Source organism: Ruegeria sp. CDSB013, from assembly GCF_059611165.1.
Window position 1 is genome coordinate 92,502 of sequence record NZ_JBXWPA010000013.1, and the last position, 25,201, is coordinate 117,702.

The following is a 25,201-nucleotide window of genomic DNA, read 5'->3' on the forward strand; positions in this document are numbered from 1 at the left end:
TTAATCGGAGGGCATCATGGCACCATTAGATACCAAGCCATCAGGCGCACCCAAGGGCGTCTGGAAGTCAGGTAAAGGCAAAGGGCGGCATACGCCCAAAGGCCGTCAGTTCACGGATGAGGCGCAGGCCGAGATTGCGCGCCTACTGGGCGACCGCCCGCGTCGTCGCGATCTGTTGATCGAATTCCTGCATTTGATCCAGGATGAGCACGGCCATATCAGCGCCGACCATATCGCCGCGCTGGCGGTTGAGATGCGGATCGGTCAGGCCGAGATCTATGAGACCGCGACGTTTTATGCCCATTTCGACGTGGTGAAAGAAGGCGAGGTGCCGCCGCCTGCGTTGACGATCCGTGTCTGTGACTCTCTCTCCTGCGAAATGGCCGGTGCCCAGCAGTTGCAGAAGGCGCTGGAAGATGGCTTGGATGTATCCGAAGTGCGTGTGGTGCGCGCGCCTTGCATGGGGCGTTGCGATACGGCCCCGGTGCTTGAGATTGGTCACAACCACATCGATCATGCGACCCCTGAAAAGGTGCAGGCCGCAATTGCCGCCGGTGATACTCACGCCCATCTGCCCGATTACGAAACCTTTGGTGCCTATGCGGCAAACGGTGGCTACGCCAAGCTGAAAGAGCTGCGCGAGAGCGGCGACTGGGAGAAAGTACAAGAAGACGTTCTGTCCTCAGGCCTGCGCGGTCTGGGTGGTGCTGGCTTCCCGTCCGGCAAGAAATGGGGCTTTGTTCGCATGAACGAAGGCACCCGCTATCTGGCCGTGAACGGTGACGAGGGCGAACCCGGCACGTTCAAGGACCGTTACTATCTGGAGCGCACGCCGCATGTCTTCCTCGAGGGCATGCTGATCGCCGCTTGGGCGGTCGAGGCAGAGACCTGCTTTATCTACATGCGTGATGAATACCCGGCGGTGCTGGAAATCCTCGCCCGCGAGATCGCTGCGTTGGAAGAGGCCGGGATCGTTGAGCCGGGTTACATCGACCTGCGCCGGGGTGCTGGCGCTTACATCTGCGGTGAAGAATCCGCGATGATCGAGTCGATCGAGGGCAAGAAGGGCCTGCCGCGTCACCGTCCTCCGTTTGTGGCGCAGGTTGGGGTCTTTAATCGTCCGACATTGGTGCACAATGTCGAGACGCTGTATTGGGTTTCTAAAATCTGCCGCGAAGGTCCGCAGATTCTGAGTTCCGTAGAAAAGAATGGCCGTAAGGGTCTGCGCAGCTACTCAATCTCGGGTCGCGTAGCCAAGCCGGGTGTTTACCTGTTGCCGGCGGGTTCTACCATTCTCGATGTGATCGAGGCCGCCGGTGGTATGACTGAAGGCCACGTGTTCAAGGCATATCAACCGGGCGGGCCGTCTTCGGGTCTGCTGCCTGCATCCATCGATGACGTCCCGCTGGACTTTGACACGCTGCAGCCGCTGGGCACCTTCATCGGGTCCGCCGCCGTGGTGGTTCTCTCCGATCAGGACACCGCACGTGATGCGGCACTGAACATGCTGCGCTTCTTCGAGGATGAAAGCTGCGGCCAGTGCACGCCCTGCCGGGCAGGCTGCGAAAAGGCCGTGAAGCTGATGCAGGCCGACAAGTGGGATCAGGACCTGCTGGAAGACCTGTGCCAGGTCTTGGGCGATGCCTCGATCTGCGGTCTGGGGCAGGCGGCCCCGAACCCGATCCGCCTGGTCATGAAACATTTCGCTGACGAAATCTGAGGGAGACAGAGCCATGCTTGATGCAAGCCCAACCAAGACCGTCACCTTCAACCTGAACGGCGATGATGTCACCGTGCCCGAGGGCTGGACCATCTGGGAAGCCGCCAAGGGGCAGGGGTTCACCATTCCGCACTTATGTCACAAGCCTCAACCCGGCTATAAACCGGATGGCAACTGTCGCGCCTGTATGGTCGAGGTGGAGGGCGAGCGCACTCTGGTCGCCTCGTGCATCCGTCCGGCTGCGGACGGAATGGTGGTAATAACCGATAGCGAACGGGCCGAGAAATCGCGCGCCATGGTTATGGAATTGCTGGTCGCCGACCAACCCGAAGAGGCGCACGATAAATCCAGCCATTTCTGGGATATGGCCAAGCTGAACGATGTCAGCGACAGCCGTTTCCCGGCGAAAGAGGCCGACAAAATACCGTTGCTAGATGACAGCCACGTTGCGATGCGCGTCAATCTGGATGCGTGCATTAACTGCAACCTCTGCGTCCGTGCTTGTCGCGACGTGCAGGTGAATGACGTGATCGGCATGGCCGGTCGTGGACACACCGCGCAGGTGGTGTTTGACCAGAACGACCCGATGGGGGATTCGACCTGTGTGGCCTGTGGCGAATGTGTTCAGGCCTGCCCGACTGGTGCGCTGATGCCAGCCACTGTGTTGGACGAAAAGCAGCAGGGCGACAGCAAAGACTACGATTCCGAGACCGAAAGCGTCTGCCCGTTCTGCGGCGTCGGCTGTAAGGTCTCGCTGAAGGTCAAGGACGGCAAGGTCAAGTATGTCGAAGGCATTAACGGCCCGGCAAACGAAGGCCGCTTGTGTGTCAAAGGTCGCTTTGGCTTTGACTATATCCACCACCCACACCGCCTGACCAAACCTCTGATCCGGCGTGAGGATGCGCCTGAGAAGGGCCTGAACGTCGATCCGGGTAATCTGTCGACCCATTTCCGCGAGGCGACTTGGGAAGAGGCAATGGATCTGGCAGCCTCCAAACTGAAGGCGCTGCGTGATCAAGATCCGCGCAACGTCGCTGGCTTTGGTTCGGCCAAATGCACCAACGAAGAAGCCTATCTTTTCCAGAAGTTCATTCGTCAGGGCTTCAAGCACAACAACGTCGACCACTGCACCCGTCTGTGCCATGCCTCGTCCGTGGCGGCGCTGATCGAGAACGTGGGCTCAGGCGCGGTGACCGCCACCTTTAACGAGGTCGAGAACTCGGATGTGGTTATCATCATCGGCGCGAACCCGATTGAGAACCACCCCGTGGCAGCAACATACTTCAAGCAGTTCACCAAGCGCGGTGGCAAGCTGATCGTGATGGACCCGCGCGGCGTCGGTATGCGCAAGTTCGCGGACGAGATGCTGCAGTTCCGTCCGGGTGCTGATGTCTCGATGCTCAACGCGATCATGAACGTGATCGTCGAGGAAGAGCTGTACGACAGCCAGTACATCCACCGCTGGACCGAGAACTGGGAAGCCGAAAAAGAGCATCTGCGCGCCTTCACGCCCGAGGCAATGGCGCCCATTTGTGGCATTGAGCCAGAACAGCTGCGCCGTGTCGCGCGTACCTTCGCGCAGGCCAAGGCTGGTCTGATCTTCTGGGGTATGGGCGTCAGTCAGCACATTCACGGCACCGATAACTCGCGATGCCTGATCTCGCTGGCATTGATGACCGGCAATGTTGGAAAACCCGGCGCGGGTCTGCACCCGCTGCGTGGCCAGAACAACGTGCAGGGCGCGTCTGACGCGGGTCTGATCCCGATGTTCCTGCCGGATTATCAGTCGGTTATGGATGACGGCATTCGAGCCAAGTTCAACAACGTCTGGAACTCGGACGACTTCTCTAACGAGAAGGGCCTGACCGTGACCGAGATCATCGATCAGGCCTATGCGGGTAACATCAAGGGCATGTATATTCAGGGTGAAAACCCGGCTATGTCCGACCCTGATGTCGGTCACGCACGGGAAGCGTTGGCCAAGCTGGAACTGATGATTGTGCAGGATATCTTCCTGACCGAAACGGCCAACTATGCCGACATCATCCTGCCCGCCTCGGCGCTGTATGAAAAGAACGGCACCGTGTCGAACACCAACCGTCAGGTTCAGCGTGTGCGTCCGGCTGTGGCACCTCCGGGTGAGGCGCGTGAGGACTGGAAAATCACCGTTGAGCTGGCGCAGCGGATCGGTCTGAACTGGGATTACACGGATGTGTCTCAGGTCTTTGCCGAGATGAAGCTGACCATGGCGTCACTCGACAACATCACCTGGGAGCGGCTTGAGACCGAGACGATCACCTATCCGTCGCTCAGTGAAACCGATCCGGGACAGGCGATCGTGTTCGGTGATGGCTTCCCGCGGACAGACGGACGGGCCAAGTTCACCCCGGCCAGTGTCATTCCGCCGGATGAAGCGCCGGATGAGGAATACCCGATGATTGCAACAACCGGCCGTCAGCTGGAACACTGGCACACCGGGTCGATGACCCGCCGGTCCAACGTTCTGGATGCTGTGGAACCGGAAGCAAACTGTTCGATGAACCCGCGCCAGCTGAAACTGATGGGGATCGAGCCGGGCGAAATGATCCGTCTCACCACGCGGCGCGGCTCGATCGAAATCATGGTTCGAGCCGACCGGGCGATCGCCGAAGATATGGTGTTCATTCCGTTCGCCTATGTCGAGGCGGCAGCGAATATCCTAACCAACTCGGCCATCGATCCGTACGGCAAGATCCCCGAGTTCAAGTTCTCGGCCATTCGCGTCGAAAAGATCGAAGACGCCATCGCGGCGGAGTAAATCCGTCACATACAGTATTGGAAGGGCGGCCCATTGGGTCGCCTTTTTCTTTCCTTGACAGCAGCTTACCTGCGGCCAACCCTGTCACCGTTCTTGGTGGAGGAGATTTACATGGCACGCCGTTTCGTCGATTTATCCGTTCCGTTGGAAACCGGGATTGTGTCCGATCCGCCGATCATGCTGCCGGAAATCGAATATCTGGCCCATGACCAGACCGCCGAACAAGTCATGTCCTTCTTTCCGGGCCTGCAGAAAGATGATCTGCCCGGCGGCGAGGGCTGGGCCATCGAACGCCTTAAGATCGCCACGCACAATGGCACCCATCTGGACGCGCCCTACCATCATCACTCGACCATGAACAAAGGCGAGCGCGCGATCACCATTGACGAGGTGCCGCTGGAATGGTGCATGAACCCCGGCGTGAAACTGGATTTTCGCCATTTCGACGATGGTTATGTGGCGACCGCCGCCGATGTCGAAGCCGAGTTGAAACGGATTGGTCACGAATTGCAGCCGTTGGATATCGTCGTCGTGAATACCTCGGCCGGCACGCGTTATGGGCATCCGGACTATCTGGCCAAAGGATGCGGCATAGGGCGCGAGGCAACGCTGTATCTGACTAAACGCGGGGTGCGCGTGACAGGAACCGACGCCTGGAGCTGGGACGCACCGTTTCCCTTGACCGCTCAGGAGTATGCTGAGACGCAAGATGCATCGATTATTTGGGAAGGGCACCGGGCCTCGATGGAGGTTGGCTATTGTCACATGGAAAAACTGACGAACCTTGAAACCTTGCCGCCAACTGGGTTCGAGATTTCCTGTTTCCCCTTCAAGATAAAAGGGGCCTCAGCCGGATTTATCCGCGCGGTCGCAATCTTTGAGACCCAAGAAGGAGCACTTGATGCAACTGACGCCTGAAACGCTGGCCGGGCATGACGGACCTTATGATGCCCCGCTTGAATTCCGTTGGTTCAAGGCGCGCCCCGAGTGGATTGACTATAACGGTCACATGAACGTGGGCTACTACGGCGTCGCCTTCGACAATGCGCTGGAGCTGTTGATGGTAGATCACCTTGGGTTGGGTGAGGCGCAGGTCAATGCGATGGGGCAGGGGCCCTATATTTTGCAATCCCACATGAATTTCCTGCGCGAAATACTTGAGGGTGAGGCCTTTAGCATCCGGTTTCGGATGCTGGACGCAGATCACAAACGCGGCCACTATTTCGCACAGATGGTGTCTGAAAAAGACGGTACTATCTGCGCCACTCAGGAAGCGTTGTTCATGAATGTCAGCCATACGACCGGCCGGTCGGTTCCCTATCCGGACTGGGCCGTCGCGCGTCTTCAGAGCATGGTGAGGGATCATGCGGCGATCGACCCGGCCCCAGAGGTCGGACACCCGATCGGCATCCGCAGAAAGTGAACTGAGGCCTGCTTAGTAGTCGCGCGAAAAAAAGACCCCAACACCAGTCTCACCCCGTCCATCTACGGTGCCTTTCACAGTGAAACTGTCGGTAACGTCCAGGTTCAGGTTCACCTCGGTGTCGCCTTCTGTGTTGACGGTGAAATCGGTGTAGAGGTTGTCGCTCAGATACGCTCCGGCGCCGAGCCGGCCCGCGCCACCGTCGGACACGCCGATGTCCACGGTGTCGACGCCCGTTGACTCGCGCAGGCCTTTGGTCGCGTCGCCGCCAGCGCCGCTGAGTTGCGCCAGCGAGGCCGCCATCTGAGCGATTACGAACGGTGACAACTCTGAGAAGCGATTACCGAACAACAGCATTGCCAGCGCTTCCTCCGCCGGGCGCTCGGGGTCGGAAAAGACGTTGACCTCGGGCGAATCCAGTGGCCCGGCGATCTCGATCGTTGCGGTGCCGTCAGAGGTGCTGGTCGAGGACTCGAACTCGATATAGGGCGTCAGGTCCCCCTGCAACGTAACAATGCCTTTGGTCAGTGCCAGTCTGCGGCCAAGAATGTCAAAATTACCACGGATCAGCTCGATCTGACCGGATGGAATGACCGAGGTAGTGGTGCCGCCGATGTGGATTTTTCCTCCCAACTCTGCGTTGACACCACGCCCGCGGACAAACACGGCCTTGGGCGCCAAAAGACTGACGTCCAGCGCGATACGTGAAGCGCTTTTGCCTGCGCCTTCTTTTTCGACCAGACCAGCGCGCTCACGGGTGACATAGCCCGCCTGACTTTCGTTTACGTGCACGATGTCCGGAATGGGTGCCGCCCCCACGGCACCTGATGCAGCCGCGAGGTTGATATTGGTTTCGCCAAACGTGATCTGTCCAGCGATCGAGCTGTTACCCGCCAGCGCCCCGGTCATAGCAATTTGTCCGTTCAGCGTGGTTTCATAAAGCAACTGATCGGTCAGTACGAGGCTGTTAAGGGCAGTCGTGATATTGGCATTGAATGGTGGCGTAAGGTCTACTGGCCCACTGACGGCAAAATTGCCGCCTGCTCGTGGTCCGCCACTCAGGGAAATAGTGGCGCGGCTGTTTGCAAGTTGGACCGATCCGCTGATGCCTGTGATCGTTTGTCCCGCGCCGGGAATTGCCAGCGACGTACCGGAAGTGGTGATCGAACCGGACAGAGATTCCAGCGCGGGTTTACCCGACAATGTCAGGTCATAACGGGCGCTGCCTTCGATCTTGTTGGGCGTGATAAAGATGTTGGCGATGCCAAGATTGACGCCGCCGACTGCCTTCATGTCGGCTTCACCGGTGCTTTCGTCAAACGTTCCCGAGACGTTGCTTTTGATATCTGCGGGTCCGTCGGCCGTTGCGTCGATTGTCCAAACACCCTTGTTGCGCTTGGCGCTGCCATTGGCGGCTACGGTACCGGGAAATTCAGGCAAAAAACGCTCGATCCGGTTGAACTTGGCGTCAAAATCCAGATCCGCCGATCCATCGCTGTCCACCGTCCCGGCAAGTTTGGCGAACGAACTGTCGGGACCATTCAGGTTGACCGTGCCTTCTACGCCCGAAGATGTCGGGGCCACGTTTCCGTCCAGAGTCAGCGGACCAGACATTGTGTTCATCACCCGTGCCAGATCGTCCAGCTTGACCGAGAAATCCAAGCCACCCGACTGACGATCCAGCGTTCCCGATGCTGTGGCAGTTATGGCCGTTCCGTTCAGGCGGAATGTTTGGATGCTAAGGCCATCTTCTCCGTTCTGAGCATCAACCGACAGCGTCGTCTGACCCTGGATCAACTTGTCCACGGCGTCGATACCGGTTTGAATATCGTTCGCGTCTAGTTTGCCCTTCAGTTCGAATGCTCGGGTGGCCAATGTGCCATTGCCTTGCACGTTCGCAGCGACAGAACCCGCCAGGTCACGCCCGGCCAAACCGGAAAACAACGAAAGGTTTGGCACGCTCATCTGCGCTTGACCATCAGCCGACAGATCGCCGGAGGGATCGTCTATGGTCGCCTGAACCTGCGCGCTCAGGGCGCGACCGTTCACGGTTGCGTTGCGGATTTCGATACTGTCTGCGGTTCTGGCACCGTCCCATTCAATCTCGGTTCTGCCGGTAAGCAACGGGTCAATATCAGACATTCCTGTTTTGATGTTCTGACCAATCACACTGGCTGTACCATCAAACTCCAGCGTTTGTACCGTGCCTTTGCCGTTTACGGTCGCCTGCAGCGCACCGCCCAGATCGCGTTTTGCCAAGCCCGAGAAAACAGACAAATCTGACGCGTTGACCCGAGCCTGGCCGTCAATGGTCAGGTTGCCGTCCGGGGTTGTCACAACGCCGCTGGCTACGGCCTTGGCAGCCTCGCTGTCCAGATCAAACTCGCGGATGGTAATGCCGTCTGTGCCGCGGCTTGCGTCCAGTGTGATCGTGGTCTCTCCGGTGATCACCGGGTCGATATCGTCACGGCCAGTAGACAAGTCGCGGCCCTGGACGACGACTTTGCCGTCGAAGCTGCGTTCCAGCGGTGAACCTTTTCCGGTCACACTGGCCGACACCTGCCCGCCAAGATCCAGCTTGGCGAGGTCCGAAAAGCGCGACAAATCAGTCGCGTCCAGCTTGGCCGTCCCGTCGACCGTCAAGCCGCTGGTCAAACCGGCAATCAGCGCGTCCAGCGCCAGAGTGTAGTCAGAGCCCACAAGCTCAAACCCAGACAGTTTCAGGGACTGGTCGCTGCTGTAGTCGAACTGGCCATCAAGCGTGATGCGATCGCCCAAGGCCGTGGTCAGCGCGTCATCGGCCATATCTATCCCGCCGACCGCGATTTGTACGTCGCCATCGACAGTCAGAACCTCGCCCTGATCCAGGGTGCCTTGTGCGGTGATCCGGGCATCACCGAGCTTGGCCTGCGGAGACGCGAATTCGTTGGCCGTCAGGCTCAGATCCCAAAGGTTGCCGTTCTGGCGGTCAAACAGGGCCGAAATTTGTGCCGCCTTGAGCGATGTGTCGCCTCCTGCTACCGGCAGTACGACGGCTTCCCCATCTGTCGGGGTGATGCGCCCTTGCAGCGCGGCCAGTTGCAAAGTGCCGCCTTCAGCCAGTTGCAATTCACCTTTCAGATCCAGCGCCTGCGTGGTGAGTTCCAGATCCGAGATGTCCAGCGCGCCTTCGGGCTTGGTCTGGCCGTCCACATAAAGCCGTGATTTTGGGCCGAAGAACGGATCGACGTCCTCGCCCAGAAAGGGTGTCAGATCGCCATTCAGATCCGCGGTGAACGCAATACCGTCCGCTGCGCCGCCCTCGGCCGCCTGAAGCTGAACCTGTCCTGTGACGCGCATCTGGTTGTCGCTGCTCAGCCCGATATCCGCGGTAAAGTCCGACAGCGGACCCGCGCCCTTGGCCGTCAGGCCAATCGGTGGACTGTCAGGGATCTTCAGCGCGGTTGATATCAGACCGCCAGAGGCTTCGTTCACCTGTAAATCCAGATTGATCTCACTTGATGAGTTCTGGAAACCAGCCGCCAGCTTGATCTCATCCCCTGCGCGATCAAGTCGGATTACATCCAGATTGGTGTCCAGCGCCCCATCTGCCAGCGTCAGGTTGCCCGTGACGCTGAGGTCGGCGGCGACACCGATCAGCGGTTCACCAAGCGAGAGGTCATCCACCCGAATTTCACCGATTTCGATGGAAACCGGCAGTTCGGGCAGTTGAAACGGTTGCGTTTCCGCCGAAGCGGGCGGTTCTTCCTTGGTCGTTGTGCCCGGCGCACGGGCAATATCGATTTCCTGCGCGGTCAGAGAGTTGACCGAAAATCGGCCGCGGATCAGCGCCAGACGGTTCCAGTCAAGTTCGGCGTCCTTGATGGTCAGCCAAACACCTTCATCATCGGCAACTGTGATCTCTTCAATTGTCGCGCGGGCGCTCAGCGCGCCCTGCAGGCCCTTAACAGTCACGTTTTGGTCGTCGCCAGAGAGCGTATCCTGCAGGAAGTTCTCCAGCATGCTGCCGCCTTCCTCCTGCGCGGCAAGTGGTAGAGGGGCAGACAGCATCAGCCCCGAGATCAATAACGGATATGCGCGACGTCCAATCAAAATGCTTGTCCGATCCCGATGTAAAACTGCAGCCCGTCGCCCGTGTCACCTTGAACAGGTACAGCAAGGTCCAGCCGCAGTGGACCGAACCCGCCCAGATCATAGCGCACACCAAGACCGGCACCGGCGTGATATTCTGCACCGCTGCCAATGAATGAGGATGTGTCCACCGTACCGTAGTCATAAAACCCGACCAGCGATATGGCTTCGGTGACTTTGCCGCGCACCTCGGCGGAAAGACCTAGGAAGGATTTGCCACCTGCAATACCGGTGCCGACGGGGATGCCCAGGCTTTCGTAAGGTTGGCCGCGAACCGTTCCGGCACCGCCCGAGAAAAACAGGAAGTCTGGCGTTACACCGTCCGGCGACGGCCCGAGCACTGATCCCAGCTGTACGCGCCCAGCCAGAACCAGCCGTCCGCCGGTGCCGAGGCTGGTGTAGCCGCGCCCGTCAAAAAACATGCGTATGCCGCTTTCGGTTTCGGACAGACCAGCAAAGGGCGTGATCTGCGCGTCCAGAAAAAAGCCGCGCGTTGCGCTGACCTTACTGTCGCGCTCGTCCCATTCCGACCGCAATGGAAGGATGAAATAACGGAACCTGCGGTCATCGCCATAGGCGTCATCCGCGCTGGACCACTGAAACCCGGCTGAGGCCTCGGCATAAAGCCGATCAGAAAACGTGCGCCGGGCACCATAGGCCAGTGACGCAACGGTGACATTGTAATTTTCGGTATTTCGCCGTTCCAGCAGCGCGTTCCAGAATGTGTTGTCATCGGGGCCAAGCCTGTCGGGCTGATCCAGACGCAGGCCGATCCGGCCGTCGATATCCTCGGCACCGCCGATATTACGGACTGCTGCCTCGAACCGCAGGCGTTCGGCACGCCGAAACACGTTGCGATGCGTCCAGGTCGCGGTCAAGTCTACCCCGTCGCGCGACGCGATCTCGGCGCCAAAGGTCAGTCGGCGCTTGGGTAAATCTTCAAACGTCGCGTCGAAATCCAATGTGCCGTCCGGGTTCGGAGTGTCCCTCTCTTCAATCGAAACAACGTTGAAGGTCCCGGTCCGCCGCAACCGTGTGCCGACCTTCTGGATTTTCTCTGGCGAATATACTTCGCCTGCCGGAAACCCGGCGATCTTTTCTATTGACCGGTGGCGCACATCGGTGTCGCCCTTAATGATCATTTTGCCAAATCTCAGGCGCGGGCCGGGGGTAAGGTCGATCTCGGCATCCAGCTTGGCCTCGGCATGGCGGGCAATGACTTTCTGGCCTTCGACTTCGGCCTTGGCATGACCCGCATTGCGCCAACCCTGCACGCCAGCGGACGCAGCTTGTTGGATCGCGCCGGTGGTCGCGAGTTTGCCGACCGCAAACTCCTCGGGCAGAACTGTTTCGGGCGTGATCGGTTGTACGATGGCTTCGCCAAAGGTGAACTTGGGGCCGGTGTTGACCGTGATAACCGCGCTATTGATCTGCGCCGGTACGCTGAGCGAGCTGATCTCAGCTGCTTCTTTTCCGTCCAGTTTGATGCTTACGACTGGGCTGAAATACCCTTCGTCATAAAGAATCTGGACGAGAGTGCGATAATCCGAAAGCGCGGCCGACAAGATCTCAAGCGGCGTGTCCAGCCCGCGAGATTCGGCCGTCGTAACCGAGGAGGTTTCCTCCATCCGCTCGACAAGCTCTTTTGAAGCACCCGGAGCTGTTAAGGTGGTTTCCAGCGCGGCCAATGCGGTCGGCAGGGTCATTGCAATCGCGCCGAGAAGGCATCTCTTCAAAAAGGCGCGCGGCCTGCTCCCCGGCATCTGATAGCTCCAACTGCCCCAACTCGAAATCACATTTGCCGTTTTTTGCAAATCAACGGCTGATTACATTCATGTTAGAGCATCAGAGTCCTTGCAGGAAAAGACTAAATCCAGCGTCGCCTGAATTTTGCGACCTGTGTGATTGATCGGTCTCGGGATCAGGAACCTGCGTTGCGAAACCAGCGGATGATTGCTTCTCGGTCCTCGGGCTCCATGTAGGTGACGTTTGCGGGGGGCATCGCATGGCTGACCCCCTCCTGCAGATAGATTTGCTGGGCGTTGCGGGCAATGTCGCCTTCAGTTTCCAGCAATACGCCCTTTGGCGCCCACAAAATGCCCTCCCACACCGGTTCGCGTGCGTGGCACATTGAACAGCGACCCAGAACGATGTCATGGGCCTCTTCAAATCCATCGGCGGCGGCATATTTCTGTTCAAATGGTGTCAGCGGCTGTGCTTCGGCCTCCTCCAGAGGTTTGTACATAGGGGCGGTAGACAACCACATGATAGCGATGAACAACAGTGCTGTGACCAGCCACGTCCAGGTCGGATCGCCTGCCCGTGCGTGGCGTGTGTTGAAATAGTGCCGGATGGTCACGCCCATCAGGAAGACCAGCGCCGCGATGATCCAGTTGTATTCCGTCGCAAAGGCCAGCGGGTAATGGTTCGACAGCATCAGGAACACGACCGGCAAAGTCAGATAGTTGTTATGCGTCGACCGTAGCTTGGCGATTTTGCCGTATTTTGGATCAGGTGTGCGGCCGTTCTTCAGATCGTCGACCACGATGCGTTGGTTCGGCATGATGATGAAGAACACATTGGCTGTCATGATCGTAGCAGTGAATGCCCCCAGATGCAGCATCATGGCGCGACCGGTGAAAACCTGATTGTAACCCCAGCCCATAACAACCAGCAGCACGAACAGAAGCACCATCAGAAGGGTCGGACGTTCACCCAGACCTGATTTGCACAGGAAATCATAGATCAGCCAACCAACTGTTAGCGAGGCGGCCGAGATCAGGATGCCTTGCCACAACGCAAGATCGGCTTTCTGCGCGTCGATCAGATACAATTCTCCACCGACCCAGTACACGATCATCAGCAATCCGGCCCCGCTGAGCCAGGTCGCGTAGCTTTCCCATTTGAACCAAACCAGGTGTTCCGGCATCCGTTCGGGCGCAACTAGGTATTTCTGAATGTGGTAAAAGCCGCCGCCATGTACTTGCCATTCCTCGCCATCCGCCGGGCCGGGGATGTCGCGGTTCAGACCAAGGTCCAGTGCGATGAAATAAAATGAGGATCCGATCCAGGCAATGGCGGTAATAACGTGCAGCCAGCGCACGGCAAAAGCCATCCAGTCCCAGAACACGGCGAAGTCGTACATGAGAAAGCTCTCCGATTGGTTGCCGTCACACTAGGCAAAGGGCACTTTCTTCGGTATTCCCTGATATTGTCAAACTGTATCAAAAAAAACGAAAAGATGTCCTATCTAGACAACATCCGCACCTTTGTCAGGGTTTACGACCTTGGCAGCATGTCCGCTGCAGGGCGAGACTTGCGAATCTCGCCAGCGGTGACGTCGGCGCGGATATCTCAGCTGGAAGATCATCTGGGCGTGCGCCTGTTTCAAAGAACGACGCGCAACCTCAGCCCGACAGAGCAGGGGCGGGCATTCTATCCCGGTGCCGTGGCTGTTCTGGATGCGGTGGACGATGCCGAAGCGCAGGTCGTCCACCTGACCGAAGCGCCGCGTGGATCGTTGTTTGTGGCTGCTCCACTAGGGGTCGGGCGCAGGGTTTTGGCGCCACACGTACCTGATTTCCTTGCGGAATATCCCGAGATCGACGTACGCTTGCGGTTGACGGACAGATCCGTTGACCTGACGACCGAAGGTTTGGACCTGGCCTTTTTCATCGGCCAGCCTGAAGATAGTACTCTGCGTATTCGAAAGATCGCCGACTGCCAGCGCGTGCTTTGTGCCGCTCCGGCCTATGTTGAACGCAGGGGCATGCCTGCAACGGGCACGGACCTCGTTTCCCAGCGCCATGAATGCCTGAACCTGAGGTTTCCCGGCGCGACCGAGTTTCAGTGGCAATTGGAAACGCCCGACGGTCCCAAGCGGTTCGCAGTCTCTGGCCGGTTCGAATGTGACGACGGTGATGTGCTGACCGACTGGGCGCTGTCGGGGCAAGGGATTGCTATGAAACCGGTTTTTGAAGTGGCCGAACACCTCAGTTCGGGGCGTCTGGTCCCCGTTGCGGTCGAAACGCCGCCGGTGTCTGTTCAAATGGCCTGCCTGTACACCCATCGCCGCCATCAGGACCCTAAGGCGCGTTTGTTCATGGATTTCATGATTGCGCGGATCGGCAAGGTCGTGCGTGGGTCGGAAACTGCTGACACATAAAGCTGCCGCTTAGCGGCAACCCCATCCCGCGGTTCAACTGCCCCGGTAGGTCGAATAGCCGTAAGGGGAAAGCAGCAGAGGCACGTGATAATGTGCGTCGGCATCAGACATGCCAAACCGGAGCGGCACCTGATCAAGAAACAGCGGGTCCTCAGCAGCTTGACCTGAGGCGCGCAGATAGTCTCCTGCGAAGAAAACCAGCTCGTAAGTGCCAGTTTTGAACGAGTCTTGTGGCAAGATTGGGCTGTCTGTGCGCCCGTCCGAATTGGTCTCCATCTCGGCGATTTTGCGATGGGAGTTCCCCGACACCCGATAGAGTGCGATTTTCAACCCTTCAGCCGGGCAGCCGCGTGCAGTGTCCAGAACATGGGTTGTCAGATAGCCAGCCACAGGTCTCTCCTTTGATTTGTCTTTTGCTTTGTCACAGTGTGGCGCAAAGTCCGAAACAGTGGAAATGCCGAAAGAACCGGAAACAGCGTTCGGATTGATTTGATAATCATCGGCGTGTTTCTGAGGTAAAGCTATTCAAAAGTTCAAGAATGGAAGATGCCATGCAGCCCCCTCGCTATCCTCGTGACATGATTGGCTACGGTGCCAACCCGCCAGACGCCCAATGGCCAGGCGGTGCAAAGCTGGCCGTTCAGATCGTGCTGAACTACGAAGAGGGCGGCGAGAACTGTGTTCTGCACGGCGATGCAGCGTCCGAGGCGTTTCTGTCCGAAATCGTGGGGGCCGCGCAATGGCCAGGCCAGCGCCATTGGAACATGGAGTCGATCTATGAGTACGGCGCGCGCGCCGGATTCTGGAGGTTGCACCGGTTGATGCAGGATCTGCCGATCACGGTCTACGGTGTCGCGACTGCTCTGGCCCGCTCGCCGGATCAGGTGGCCGCGATGAAGGCTGCGGGCTGGGAGATTGCCAGCCACGGCCTGAAATGGGTCGAACACAAAGACATGCCCGAAGACGAAGAGCGCGCACAGATTGCCGAGGCGATCCGCCTACATACCGAAGTCGTCGGGGAACGTCCGCGCGGTTGGTACACGGGGCGCTGTTCGGAAAACACCGCTCGTCTGGTGGCAGAAGAGGGTGGTTTTGCCTATGTGGCCGACACATATGCGGACGACTTGCCGTACTGGATGCAGACCGGTGGGCGGGATCAGTTGATCGTGCCCTATACACTGGATTGCAACGACATGCGCTTTGCCACGCCGCAAGGCTTCAACGCGGGTGACCAGTTCTATTCTTACCTCAAGGACAGCTTTGACGCGCTTTACGCCGAAGGCGAGGGCGGAGCGCCCAAGATGCTGTCGATTGGCTTGCACTGCCGCCTGATCGGACGACCGGGCCGGGTGATGGCGTTGAAACGGTTTCTGGAATACGCGCGCGGCTTTTCCGATGTCTGGTTTGCGACACGGTTGCAGATCGCCGAGCACTGGGCCGAACACCATCCGGCGGTGCCGCATCCGAAAACTGCCCAGATGAATCGCGATGCGTTCGTGGCGGCGTATGGTGGCATCTTCGAGCATTCCGCCTGGATTGCCGAACGGGCGTATGAGTTGGAATTGGGGCCGGCGCATGACACGGCCGGAGGGCTGCACAGTGCATTGACCCGCATGTTCCGCTCCGCCTCTGCGGACGAAAGGATGGGTGTCCTGATCGCGCACCCGGATCTGGCCGGAAAGCTGGCGCAGGCAAAGCGGCTGACGCAGGAAAGCACGTCCGAGCAGGCTTCGGCCGGGTTGGATGCTCTGACAGATGATGAGCGTGCGATGTTCACGGGCTTGAACAAGAAATACACCGAGAAATTCGGTTTTCCGTTTATCATCGCCGTGCGTGATCACGACAAAGCGTCCATCCTCCAGGCGTTTCAACGGCGGATCGATCAGGATAAAGACACCGAATTCGCAGAGGCTTGCCGTCAGGTCGAGCGGATCGCCGAATTCCGGTTGCGGGACATTTTACCCTCATGAGCGCGCAAGTCGGGACTGCGCCTTTGACGGCCAAGGCATTTGCCCCATTCGGTGATGTCATCGAAGTGACCGGTGATCCGGACAAGATCATCAATCAAGGGCAATGTGGTCGCTACCATGATCTGGCGCGACTGGATTTCACAGACGGGCGCGCCGGTATCAGCCTGTTCAACGCCAATCCGCGATCCTTGCCCTATCAACTGGATATGGTAGAGCGTCACCCCGAGGGTAGTCAGGCTTTCATCCCAATGACACATCAGCCTTTTCTGGTTGTCGTGGCCCCGGATGAGGGCGGGCGGCCCGGACATCCGCAGGCATTTGTGACCAAGCCCGGACAGGGTGTGAACTATTTTCGCGGCACTTGGCATGGGGTGCTGACCCCATTGTACGGACCCGGCTTATTCGCTGTGATTGATCGGATTGGTGGGGGGGCTAATCTGGAGGAGTTCTGGTTTGACGCGCCGTTCGAGATCATAGGTGGATAGGGTTCTCCCGCCCGGTCAATGCGCATCAAAGATGCTTGTGACCCGTTGGGCCAAGCAGCGCGCGGGCAAGCCCGCCCGCTGCGCCCGCGCACATTCAGCCATCTGTCATAAGGCGGGCAACATCCAACATGCGTGCCGAAAATCCCCATTCGTTGTCATACCAGCCGAAAACACGGACCTGATGTTCACCGACCATACGTGTCTCGGGTCCTGCGATAACCAGTGACTCTGGGCGTGTACGCAGGTCTGACGAGACCAGAGGGTGATCTGTCCAACCCAGCACGGGCGATGTCTGGACGGCTGCGCGCAGTTCGGCTTCGAACAAGTCGGGTGACATTCCGCGATCCAGCGTCACCACCAGATCAATGGCGGATACACTGGCCGTCGGGACCCGAACAGCAGCGCCCGAGATGCGCCCGGCCAGATGCGGCATGACGTCGTCGATCAGGTGGGTGGCGCTGGATGTGGTGGGCACCATAGACAGCGCGCCGGCGCGCGAACGGGCCAGATCGCCGCGTGGTGCGTCCACCATTGGTTGGCTGTTCGTATAGCAGTGAATCGTTGTCATATGGGCTGACGCGATCCCGCCAATCTGGTCCAACACTTTGACCAAGGGCGCAAGCCCGTTGGTTGTGCAAGACGCGTTGGACACGATGCGAGCGTTGCCCAACTGATCTTCGTTGGCCCCCAGAACGATTGTGATTTCGGTCGCGGGCGAGGGGCCAGAGATCAGCACCTTGCGAGCCCCGGCGGTCAGGCCCTGACTGGCCACATCCGAGGTACGGGCAACGCCGGTGCAATCCATCAGAACGTCGACACCGGCCAGATCGACATGTGCCAGATTGGGGCTGTGCGTCATGGGGATTGTGCGCCCATCGACGACGATCGCCGCGTCGCCCTGTTCTACTGTGCCGGGGTAGGGGCCAAAGGTGCTGTCATATTTGAACAGGTATGCGCAAGTCTCAAGCGGGGCGATGTCGTTGATCAGAACCAGCTCGATATCCGTGTCCTGCGGCAAAGCCAGCAGCTGCCGCAGGATTGTGCGGCCAATACGGCCGAATCCGTTGATTGCAAGTTTCATGCGCAAGCTATGGCAGCGCGCTGCCAATAGCTCAATGCCCGTTGTGACTTATGGTCAGTTGCAACTAACCTGCGAAAAGAACTGACCCGAAATGTTCTGATACATGCTGGCCACGATCGGTCTGCACCCGGTCGCTTGCTGAAAGGCGGCCATGGCCTGAATGGTGCGCAGGCGCGGCGGTGGGCCAAAGGGGTTCAGGTTGTTGTTGTCGCGCGTCGCGCGGTACACGACCGGAGCGTCCGAGACCTGTGTCACCGCCCAGGTGCGGCTCATGACAAAAACCTGCTTGGTTTCTTCCTTTGCGGCGACAGGCGTTGCATCAAATGCTGTCAAACCAATCGCAGCAGCCAGTGCCAGCATCGTTACACGCAGTACCATTGAACAATCTCCAGTGCTAAAATCCGCTATCATTTCACCAGATTCACGCGCTTCTGTGAACCCCTGACCGAAAAAAGCGTTTAATAGCCTAGCGTTTGGACAACATAAGCGGCATGTGCCGGTTCACATCCTTGTAAAGCAGATAGCGAAAGCGCCCAGGTCCGCCTGCATAGCAGGCCTGCGGGCAAAAGGCGCGCAACCACATGTAATCGCCGGCCTCTACCTCGACCCAATCCTGGTTCAGCCGATAGACCGCCTTGCCTTCCAGCACGTACAACCCGTGTTCCATGACATGGGTTTCGGCAAAGGGAATCACGCCGCCAGGTTCGAAGTTGACGATGTTGACGTGCATGTCATGACGCAGATCCTGCGGATCGGTGAATCGGGTCGTGGACCAGCGCCCCTCAGTTCCGGGCATCTCGACGGGCGATACATCACGTTCGTTGGTGATGATCGGATCTGGAGCAGGCAGGCCGGGAACGGCTTCATAGGCTTTGCGAACCCAGTGGAATCGGGCGGTTTTTTCGGCGCTGTTGTGCAGTGTCCAATCCGATCCGGGCGGGATATAGGCGTATCCGCCGGTTTCGAGGACATGGACAGCACCGCCTAATGTCAGGGTCACCTCACCTTCGACAACAAAGAGAACGCCCTGCGCCTGAGGGTCAGTTTCAGGGTGGTCGCTGCCGCCGCCGGGCTGAACTTCCATGATGTATTGCGAAAACGTCTCGGCAAATCCGCTGAGGGGGCGGGACAGAACCCAAAGCCGGGTGCCTTCCCAGAACGGTAGGTTGCTGGTGACGATGTCGCGCATGGTGCCTTTGGGGATAACCGCATAGGCGTCGGTAAACATGGCGCGGTCGGTCAACAGCTGGTCTTGTCCGGGGTGTCCGCCTGTGGGCGCGTAATAGGTGGGCTGTGCCATTTCATGCCTCTGGTTCGTGTTTGAGGCACTATGAGGCGATTGGCGCGGCGGTCCTAGCACTCGAGTCGCGATAGGTTTGTTCGGTATTATTTGAAGGTCGGCCAGCGGGGCTTGGCCCCCGTGCCCCGGCGGTATAGTCTTGTGACCAAACTTATTTCAGCAAGGCGAGAAGATCATGAAAGCCTGGATTTCACCCTTTTTTGCAGCAGCCGTTGTGATCGGCGCGGTTTCACTGGCACAGGCCAAGCCACTTTCGAGAATCATCGCTGAAATGGGGTTGAGCCCCGAGGACTACAGTGTCGTCAACGCCACGACCAATGCGATGTTGGCAGATGGAACGCCTCAGGTCGGAACCGAACGTAACTGGTCGAACGACGACACCGGATCAAAAGGTACTGTCCGGGTGCGCGAGGTTCGGGACAATTGCGTGCATCTTCAGCATTTCATTGTGCCTGCCGGGGCCGAACAATCACGCGAAGTCAGAACCCGCAACTGCCGGGACGCCGGCGGGAACTGGGTTCTGACGCCCTGATTTCGACTCAGTAGCCGCGTGTGCGGTCGACTTCGTGCAGTAAGGGCTTCCCTGCGGACAACCGTTGGAAATTCTCTGCAACGTCCGCCAATGCTTCGCCTAAGTGCCAGCCAGAAACATGCGGAGTGATTGTGACGCCAAGGTGTGCCCAGAGCGGACTGTCTGAGGGCAAGGGTTCTGTACTGGTTACGTCCAGAACGGCGTGGCCCGGCGTTCCACGGTCCAAGGCTTCGATCAGCGCATTTTCGTCAATCAGATCACCACGCCCCGCATTCAACAGCTGACTTCCGGGCTTCATGGCGGCCAGCATCTGCGCGTCGAACAAGCCGACGGTTTGCGGCGTGGACGGCAGAATGGCGCAAACGTGGTCGCATTGGCCTAGCAACGTCGGCAGCGCATCCTCGCCATGTAGGCAAGTGACACCCTCGATCTCTTTCGGGGATCGGCTCCACCCCATGACCTGAAAACCGATGGCGCGCAGCATCCTGGCGCTGCGGGCGCCGATATGGCCCAGGCCCAGAACGCCCACTACTGTGTCCGGCGTGAATATCGGGGCTTTGGGCACCCATTCTGCCTTGCGCTGGGCAGCTTCGTGAAATGCCATGTTCCGTTGATGGTGAAGGACATAAGCGACAAACCATTCGGCAATACCTTGCGCGGGCGCATCGGGCTTGAGCCGTGCGATACGGACATGATCGGGCAGGCTCGGGTTGCCAACAATCGTTTCAACGCCCGCGCCCAGTTTCTGGACCAGTTGCAGGTTCGGCAGCCGTTTGGGGTGGTCGTTGTTCAGGCCGACAACAGCGACCATGGTGATTTCGCTTGCATCTCCAATCGTTTCCCGGGTTCGCACATCCGCGCCGGGGTTTATGTTTCGGATCGTTTTGGCGATGTCATCATCGCTTATCCAGTCGGTCAGACCGGTTTCGATCAGTAGCGCCATGAATCACCCTCGCAATTTCATTTTGATTGAGTTGACGTTCCGTCACACAGCTAGACATTCCATCGGCAGCTAAGTCATTCTCTGTTCAAAGGTAAAGCCCGCTCTTTGGGCCTGAGGAGGAAAGCTCATGAACATGTCATTCGGTCTGCGCGAAGAAAATCGCGCACTGCTACAACGTGTGGCAGATATGATCCGGGATGAGATCATGCCGCTGGAAGAAGAATACCAGGCCGAAATCGATAAGGGCGACCGCTGGCAATACACCGAACGTCAGGCTGAAATCCTCGAAGGGTTGAAAGCCAAAGCCAAGGCTGCCGGACTTTGGAACTTTTGGTTGACAGACAGCGACAAGGGCTTTGGCTTGACCACGGTCGAGTATGCTTACTTCGCCGAAGAGATGGGCAAAACGCCTCTTGGGGCCGAGGTGTTCAACTGTTCGGCCCCCGATACCGGTAATATGGAAGTGTTCGAGCGCTATGGCACGGACGAGATGAAAGAGCAGTGGCTGAAACCCCTGCTGAACGGCGATATCCGGTCCGCGTATTTGATGACAGAGCCGGACGTGGCGTCATCGGATGCTACGAATGTATCGATGTCCTGTGTGCGGGACGGGGACGATTATGTACTGAACGGTGAAAAATGGTGGTCATCTGGGGCGGGTGATCCACGGTGCAAGGTCTATATCGTCATGGTCAAGACGGCAGGTGACGAGCAACCCAAACACAAGCGGCAGTCGATGATTGTTGTGCCTGCCGATGCGCCAGGGATCGAGGTTCTGCGACCGATGCAGGTTTACGGCCACGATGATGCCCCGCACGGCCACATGCACATTCGCTTTACCAACGTTCGGGTTCCCGCCGAGAATATCCTGCTGGGCGAAGGCCGCGGGTTCGAGATCGCGCAAGGTCGCCTTGGGCCCGGCCGTATCCACCATTGTATGCGCGCAATTGGTCAGGCTGAAACGGCGCTGGAACAGATGTGCAAACGGTCGCTGCAGCGCGAAGCCTTCGGCAAGAAACTGGCGCAACTCGGGGCGAATTTCGATATCATTGCCGAATGCCGGATGGAGATTGAAATGGCGCGCTTGCTGTGCCTGAAGGCTGCCTGGTACATGGATCAGGGCGATGCCCGTGCGGCGGCACCCTGGATCAGCCAGATCAAGGTCGTCGCCCCGCGTGTCGCACTCAAAGTCATCGATGAGGCCGTTCAGATGTTCGGCGGGCAGGGGGTCAGTCAGGACACGCCGCTGGCGACGGCCTGGACCCATGTGCGTACTTTGCGGCTGGCCGACGGGCCGGATGCGGTCCACCGCCGTCAGGTGGCGCGGGCCGAGTTGAAAAAGCACACGCAGGAAAAAGTCTGAGGTTTTAGGTGGTGTTGAAACCGGATCTGAAGGAACAGGCCTATTTCCACGTTCGGGCTGACGGAGCTTTTGTCGGCAATGATCCCGCACGCGGGCCTTGGTCTGCGGATCATTGTCATGCCGGTCCGGTCGCGGGGCTGATCGTCCGCGCGGCTGAAACAGAGGTCGGGCCGGAAAAAATGCTGACCCGGCTGACGGTGGATTTGCTGCGCCCTCTGCCGCTGACAGGTCTGCGGGTTGCCGCGGAGACCACGCGCCATACCAAAACGTTAGCGACCACACGTGTCACGGTGCACGATCTGGACGATACACTATGCGCTACGGCCACCACGATGCATATGGTGCGTCGCGATTTGGGGGCGGTTCCCAACGTCTCGCTTGCGACACCCGGCTTTGAGGACGCGGTGACAGGCCCGTTTCCGATTGGCGAAACGCGCCATGACCTGCCGGGGTTCGCAAACCATTCGAACATTCTCTACCCCAAGGGTGGCAACCAGAAAGCCGGTCCAAAGACAATCTGGATGCTTACCCCGAAGCTGTTGGAAGGCGAGGCGCAATCGCCGATTCAGGCGCTTTGCCCGCTGTCGGATTGTGGCAACGGGATCTCGTGGAATGCACCGACGTCGGAGATGGGGTTCATGAACACCGATCTGACGGTCCAGATTCATCGTGAACCCAAATCGGACTGGTTGGCCTCGCAGTCCGTATCTCATTGGCAACCTTCAGGAATAGGGATGTCGCAATCGGTTCTGTTCGACACCGAAGGCCCGGTCGGAACAGCGTTGCAGACACTGGTTTTGTTCCCGCCGAAGTGACTGGTTTGGCCAGTTCCTGCACGGGTCTGTCGAAACACGTTGCCGGGCACGGGCCAAGCCCCTATCTTTTGCCTATGCGATGGCTCATAACCCTTTTCTCCTGTTGCCTGCCGGTTCCGGTATTGGCCCACCCGCATGTCTTTATCGACACCGGGCTGGAATTTATTGTGGATGATAGCGGCCAGTTGACCCATGTCAGGGTAACTTGGGCGTATGATGAGCTTTTCTCTTTGTTTCAGCTTGAAGATATGAAGCTGGATCAGGATTCCGATGGCATTCTGACCGAGAGCGAAGAAAAGTTTCTGTCCGGCTTTGATGCCCAGTGGGTCGAAGGATATAATGGCGATCTCGTGGTGTTCGCCGATGGTGCGCCGGTCGATTTGTCAGGGCCGATGGAGGCCAAAGCGACCACCGAGGATGGCCGTATCGTGACAACCCACCTGCGCGCGGTGGAAGGCGGTGGAGTGCCGGCAACCGCAGTCGTCGCAAAAGCATATGATGAATCTTACTACACGGCTTATGAAGTGACCCGCCCGGTATCGGTATCTGGACCCACCTCTTGTCAGATCAGCCGGATTGACGCGGATATTGACGGGCAACTGGCGCAGATGCAGGCGTTCCTACAGACCTTGGACGCCGACTATGACCTTGAAGAAAACGATATCCCCCTGGTTGGGGAAAGCTTTGCGACCGAGGTCCGTCTTTCATGTCCAAGTACCTGATTGTTCCTGTAGCCATCGCCGTTGGTCTGTTGCTGTGGTTTTGGGGCAGCGGTGGTTTTGACCATTTGGCCGCTTGGGCCGCTGGTGAGCAGCGGGAGTTTCAGAACCAGATCGCCCGCGCTTTGCGCGCCGCGCGTGCGGAACAACCCGAGGCCGTGGCAACGCTGCTGACAGTCTGTTTTGCTTACGGCTTTTTTCACGCCATCGGTCCTGGCCACGGCAAAGTACTGATCGGCGGTTATGGATTGGGTCGCAACGTGGCCTTTCTGCGCCTGTCCGCGATCAGCTTGTTGTCCAGCTTGGGGCAGGCGGTGACGGCAGTGGTTCTGGTCTATGCCGGGGTACTGGTGTTCCAAATGTCTCGGGCAAGCCTTGTCGACACGACTGAAAAGGTTATGGCCCCGATCAGCTATGGCGCCATTGCAGCGATCGGTTTGTGGTTGATCTTTCGGTCCATTCGCAGTTTTGCGCGACGCCATCGCAGCGAAAACGTGCATCATCATGGCCACGACCACTCGCACGATGACGGTCACGAACATCACGACCATGACCATGGTGTCTGTTCTGATTGTGGGCATCGCCATGGCCCTACTGCCGACGAAGTGGCCCAAGTCGGTAGCCTGCGTGAAGCGGTGGTGTTGATCGCAGGAATTGCCGCGCGCCCCTGTACCGGAGCTCTCTTTGTTCTGATCCTGACGTGGCAGATGGGTATCGCGATGGTCGGCATTGCTGGCGCTTTCGCAATGGCGCTGGGCACGGCGACCGTCACAACTCTGGTCGGTTGGACGTCGTTCGGACTGCGCGGAGGGCTTCTGGCCTCGGCTTCGGCCACGCGATTTGCCTCGGTTCTGGCTCCGACTATTGAGCTTGTGGCAGGCCTGCTGATCGCTGTGATTGCATGTGGCCTGCTTCTGCGCGCGATTTAATCGAAAACCGGTTCCGGATATCCGACCCGCGCCAGATACAAACCTTGCGGCGGGCAAACCGGCCCGCAAGCGGCTCGGTCGCAGGCTTCCAGCGCATCCCGCACATCCTCGGGCGTCCAGGTGCCGGCACCGACACGTTCCAGAGTTCCGACAAAACTGCGCACCTGATTGTGCAGGAAGGACCGGGCGCGAACGTGAAAATGTATCTCTGGCCCTGAAAAACCGTCAATTTTCTCGACGCTCAGCTCATCCAGGGTTTTGACAGGGCTTGCAGCCTGACAAATCGAAGAACGGAACGTGGTAAAATCATGCCGCCCGATCAGCATATCCGCGCCCGCCTGCATCGCGTCGACGTCCAACTGATGGTTGATCTGCCAGACCTGCCCGGCGTCGTGGGTTGCCGGGGCACGGCGCATTAGGATACGAAACAGGTATTGCCGTTCGAGCGCTGAAAAACGCGCGTGCCAGTCGTCATCCACACGTGCGGCTTTAACGATGGCTACGGGTTGCGGTTTGAGGTGATAGTTCAGCGCCTCGGACAATCGAAAAGGGTCCCATTCCTTGGTCAGATCACAATGAGCAACCTGTCCCAGCGCGTGTACGCCTGCATCCGTGCGACCAGCGGCGGCAATGGTGTGATCGCCGGGCTCGATGCGCGACAGAGCCTGTTCGATTGCCCCTTGAACAGACGGCTGATCTTTTTGCCGCTGCCACCCGGCAAACGGTTCCCCCTGGTATTCGACTTTCAGTGCGTATCTAGGCATGCGCTGCTGGTAACGCGCTGCGTCGCAACGGGCAAGAGCGGGAAAGCGCTGGTATGTCCGACAG

General features: G+C 58.6%; 21 protein-coding genes. 12 read left to right on the forward strand and 9 right to left on the reverse strand.

Annotated elements, in window-relative coordinates:
- Positions 1-16 precede the first annotated feature (16 nt).
- The 4 genes from AC2FJF_RS19570 to AC2FJF_RS19585 all read left to right on the forward strand — a co-directional run bounded on the left by AC2FJF_RS19570 (position 17) and on the right by AC2FJF_RS19585 (position 5,940).
- Positions 17-1,720 carry an NAD(P)H-dependent oxidoreductase subunit E gene (locus AC2FJF_RS19570; RefSeq protein ID WP_496726831.1) on the forward strand — a complete coding sequence of 568 codons (1,704 nt, stop codon included), beginning with the start codon at positions 17-19 and terminating at the stop codon, positions 1,718-1,720.
- A gap of 13 nt (positions 1,721-1,733) precedes the next feature.
- Positions 1,734-4,517, forward strand: coding sequence for a formate dehydrogenase subunit alpha (fdhF, locus tag AC2FJF_RS19575; protein WP_496726832.1), 2,784 nt, complete (start codon positions 1,734-1,736; stop codon positions 4,515-4,517).
- 111 nt (positions 4,518-4,628) lie between these two features.
- Entirely contained in the window at positions 4,629-5,435 is an 807-nt protein-coding gene (locus AC2FJF_RS19580) for a cyclase family protein (protein WP_496726833.1), read from the forward strand.
- Entirely contained in the window at positions 5,419-5,940 is a 522-nt protein-coding gene (locus tag AC2FJF_RS19585) for a thioesterase family protein (protein WP_496726834.1), read from the forward strand. The genes AC2FJF_RS19580 and AC2FJF_RS19585 overlap by 17 nt, the downstream gene beginning before the upstream one ends.
- A 12-nt stretch (positions 5,941-5,952) precedes the next feature.
- On the opposite strand, the gene AC2FJF_RS19590 is transcribed toward AC2FJF_RS19585, so the two are convergent.
- The 3 genes from AC2FJF_RS19590 to AC2FJF_RS19600 form a co-directional block, all read right to left on the reverse strand.
- Entirely contained in the window at positions 5,953-10,032 is a 4,080-nt protein-coding gene (locus AC2FJF_RS19590) for a translocation/assembly module TamB domain-containing protein (protein WP_496726835.1), read from the reverse strand.
- Complete coding sequence (locus AC2FJF_RS19595; protein ID WP_496726836.1) at positions 10,029-11,777, reverse strand: autotransporter assembly complex protein TamA; 1,749 nt, start codon at positions 11,775-11,777, stop codon at positions 10,029-10,031. The genes AC2FJF_RS19590 and AC2FJF_RS19595 overlap by 4 nt, the downstream gene beginning before the upstream one ends.
- A gap of 215 nt (positions 11,778-11,992) precedes the next feature.
- On the reverse strand, positions 11,993-13,216 hold the full coding sequence (locus AC2FJF_RS19600; protein ID WP_496726837.1) for a urate hydroxylase PuuD: 1,224 nt from the start codon (positions 13,214-13,216) through the stop codon (positions 11,993-11,995).
- Between the two features lie 96 nt (positions 13,217-13,312).
- Here AC2FJF_RS19600 and AC2FJF_RS19605 point away from each other — a divergent pair, with 96 nt between their 5' ends.
- Positions 13,313-14,236, forward strand: a complete 924-nt coding sequence (locus tag AC2FJF_RS19605) for a LysR family transcriptional regulator (protein ID WP_496726838.1) — start codon at positions 13,313-13,315, stop codon at positions 14,234-14,236.
- Between the two features lie 33 nt (positions 14,237-14,269).
- Here AC2FJF_RS19605 and uraH read toward each other — a convergent pair whose 3' ends face one another.
- Positions 14,270-14,626 (reverse strand): hydroxyisourate hydrolase, encoded by a 357-nt coding sequence (gene uraH, locus AC2FJF_RS19610; RefSeq protein ID WP_496726840.1) that lies wholly within the window; start codon positions 14,624-14,626, stop codon positions 14,270-14,272.
- Positions 14,627-14,787: 161 nt separating this feature from the next.
- On the opposite strand from uraH, the gene puuE reads away from it, so the two are divergent.
- Both puuE and AC2FJF_RS19620 read left to right on the forward strand, forming a co-directional pair.
- Entirely contained in the window at positions 14,788-16,206 is a 1,419-nt protein-coding gene (gene puuE, locus AC2FJF_RS19615) for an allantoinase PuuE (protein WP_496726841.1), read from the forward strand.
- Positions 16,203-16,691: an ureidoglycolate lyase gene (locus AC2FJF_RS19620; protein ID WP_496726842.1), complete on the forward strand. Its 489-nt coding sequence runs from the start codon at positions 16,203-16,205 to the stop codon at positions 16,689-16,691. Before puuE ends, AC2FJF_RS19620 begins: the two co-directional genes overlap by 4 nt.
- Before the next feature lie 94 nt (positions 16,692-16,785).
- Here AC2FJF_RS19620 and AC2FJF_RS19625 read toward each other — a convergent pair whose 3' ends face one another.
- From AC2FJF_RS19625 to AC2FJF_RS19635, 3 genes are all read right to left on the reverse strand, one after another.
- Positions 16,786-17,772: a type I glyceraldehyde-3-phosphate dehydrogenase gene (locus AC2FJF_RS19625; RefSeq protein ID WP_496726843.1), complete on the reverse strand. Its 987-nt coding sequence runs from the start codon at positions 17,770-17,772 to the stop codon at positions 16,786-16,788.
- A 54-nt stretch (positions 17,773-17,826) separates the two neighbouring features.
- On the reverse strand, positions 17,827-18,150 hold the full coding sequence (locus AC2FJF_RS19630; protein WP_496726844.1) for a hypothetical protein: 324 nt from the start codon (positions 18,148-18,150) through the stop codon (positions 17,827-17,829).
- A gap of 88 nt (positions 18,151-18,238) precedes the next feature.
- Positions 18,239-19,072: a bifunctional allantoicase/(S)-ureidoglycine aminohydrolase gene (locus tag AC2FJF_RS19635; protein ID WP_496726845.1), complete on the reverse strand. Its 834-nt coding sequence runs from the start codon at positions 19,070-19,072 to the stop codon at positions 18,239-18,241.
- 175 nt (positions 19,073-19,247) lie between these two features.
- Here AC2FJF_RS19635 and AC2FJF_RS19640 point away from each other — a divergent pair, with 175 nt between their 5' ends.
- Complete coding sequence (locus AC2FJF_RS19640) at positions 19,248-19,604, forward strand: hypothetical protein (protein WP_282152597.1); 357 nt, start codon at positions 19,248-19,250, stop codon at positions 19,602-19,604.
- A gap of 7 nt (positions 19,605-19,611) precedes the next feature.
- Here AC2FJF_RS19640 and AC2FJF_RS19645 read toward each other — a convergent pair whose 3' ends face one another.
- Positions 19,612-20,547, reverse strand: a complete 936-nt coding sequence (locus AC2FJF_RS19645) for a 2-hydroxyacid dehydrogenase (RefSeq protein WP_496726846.1) — start codon at positions 20,545-20,547, stop codon at positions 19,612-19,614.
- A 127-nt stretch (positions 20,548-20,674) separates the two neighbouring features.
- Between AC2FJF_RS19645 and AC2FJF_RS19650 the strand changes: the two genes are divergently transcribed.
- From AC2FJF_RS19650 to AC2FJF_RS19665, 4 genes are all read left to right on the forward strand, one after another.
- The gene (locus AC2FJF_RS19650; protein ID WP_496726847.1) at positions 20,675-21,910 is read left to right on the forward strand and encodes an acyl-CoA dehydrogenase family protein; all 1,236 of its coding nucleotides are present in this window, start codon (positions 20,675-20,677) and stop codon (positions 21,908-21,910) included.
- Positions 21,911-21,924: 14 nt separating this feature from the next.
- Positions 21,925-22,725, forward strand: a complete 801-nt coding sequence (locus tag AC2FJF_RS19655) for a thioesterase family protein (protein WP_496726848.1) — start codon at positions 21,925-21,927, stop codon at positions 22,723-22,725.
- Positions 22,726-22,799: 74 nt separating this feature from the next.
- Complete coding sequence (locus AC2FJF_RS19660; protein ID WP_496726849.1) at positions 22,800-23,447, forward strand: DUF1007 family protein; 648 nt, start codon at positions 22,800-22,802, stop codon at positions 23,445-23,447.
- The gene (locus AC2FJF_RS19665) at positions 23,432-24,373 is read left to right on the forward strand and encodes a nickel/cobalt transporter (RefSeq protein WP_496726850.1); all 942 of its coding nucleotides are present in this window, start codon (positions 23,432-23,434) and stop codon (positions 24,371-24,373) included. Before AC2FJF_RS19660 ends, AC2FJF_RS19665 begins: the two co-directional genes overlap by 16 nt.
- On the opposite strand, the gene truA is transcribed toward AC2FJF_RS19665, so the two are convergent.
- The gene (truA, locus tag AC2FJF_RS19670; RefSeq protein ID WP_496726851.1) at positions 24,370-25,137 is read right to left on the reverse strand and encodes a tRNA pseudouridine(38-40) synthase TruA; all 768 of its coding nucleotides are present in this window, start codon (positions 25,135-25,137) and stop codon (positions 24,370-24,372) included. The two genes, AC2FJF_RS19665 and truA, sit on opposite strands and share 4 nt — an antisense overlap.
- Between the last annotated feature and the right edge of the window lie 64 nt (positions 25,138-25,201).

Bases quoted from the DNA above. Each gene is read 5' to 3' on its own strand.
- AC2FJF_RS19620 (WP_496726842.1), top strand. From the start codon at position 16,203: ATGAGCGCGCAAGTCGGGACTGCGCCTTTGACGGCCAAGGCATTTGCC.
- AC2FJF_RS19570 (WP_496726831.1), top strand. From the start codon at position 17: ATGGCACCATTAGATACCAAGCCATCAGGCGCACCCAAGGGCGTCTGG.
- AC2FJF_RS19665 (WP_496726850.1), top strand. From the start codon at position 23,432: ATGTCCAAGTACCTGATTGTTCCTGTAGCCATCGCCGTTGGTCTGTTG.
- AC2FJF_RS19580 (WP_496726833.1), top strand. From the start codon at position 4,629: ATGGCACGCCGTTTCGTCGATTTATCCGTTCCGTTGGAAACCGGGATT.
- AC2FJF_RS19650 (WP_496726847.1), top strand. From the start codon at position 20,675: ATGAACATGTCATTCGGTCTGCGCGAAGAAAATCGCGCACTGCTACAA.
- AC2FJF_RS19645 (WP_496726846.1), bottom strand. From the start codon at position 20,547: ATGGCGCTACTGATCGAAACCGGTCTGACCGACTGGATAAGCGATGAT.
- AC2FJF_RS19600 (WP_496726837.1), bottom strand. From the start codon at position 13,216: ATGTACGACTTCGCCGTGTTCTGGGACTGGATGGCTTTTGCCGTGCGC.
- fdhF (WP_496726832.1), top strand. From the start codon at position 1,734: ATGCTTGATGCAAGCCCAACCAAGACCGTCACCTTCAACCTGAACGGC.
- puuE (WP_496726841.1), top strand. From the start codon at position 14,788: ATGCAGCCCCCTCGCTATCCTCGTGACATGATTGGCTACGGTGCCAAC.
- AC2FJF_RS19660 (WP_496726849.1), top strand. From the start codon at position 22,800: ATGCGATGGCTCATAACCCTTTTCTCCTGTTGCCTGCCGGTTCCGGTA.
- truA (WP_496726851.1), bottom strand. From the start codon at position 25,137: ATGCCTAGATACGCACTGAAAGTCGAATACCAGGGGGAACCGTTTGCC.
- AC2FJF_RS19625 (WP_496726843.1), bottom strand. From the start codon at position 17,772: ATGAAACTTGCAATCAACGGATTCGGCCGTATTGGCCGCACAATCCTG.
- AC2FJF_RS19595 (WP_496726836.1), bottom strand. From the start codon at position 11,777: ATGACCCTGCCGACCGCATTGGCCGCGCTGGAAACCACCTTAACAGCT.
- AC2FJF_RS19640 (WP_282152597.1), top strand. From the start codon at position 19,248: ATGAAAGCCTGGATTTCACCCTTTTTTGCAGCAGCCGTTGTGATCGGC.
- AC2FJF_RS19605 (WP_496726838.1), top strand. From the start codon at position 13,313: ATGTCCTATCTAGACAACATCCGCACCTTTGTCAGGGTTTACGACCTT.
- AC2FJF_RS19585 (WP_496726834.1), top strand. From the start codon at position 5,419: ATGCAACTGACGCCTGAAACGCTGGCCGGGCATGACGGACCTTATGAT.
- AC2FJF_RS19635 (WP_496726845.1), bottom strand. From the start codon at position 19,072: ATGGCACAGCCCACCTATTACGCGCCCACAGGCGGACACCCCGGACAA.
- AC2FJF_RS19630 (WP_496726844.1), bottom strand. From the start codon at position 18,150: ATGGTACTGCGTGTAACGATGCTGGCACTGGCTGCTGCGATTGGTTTG.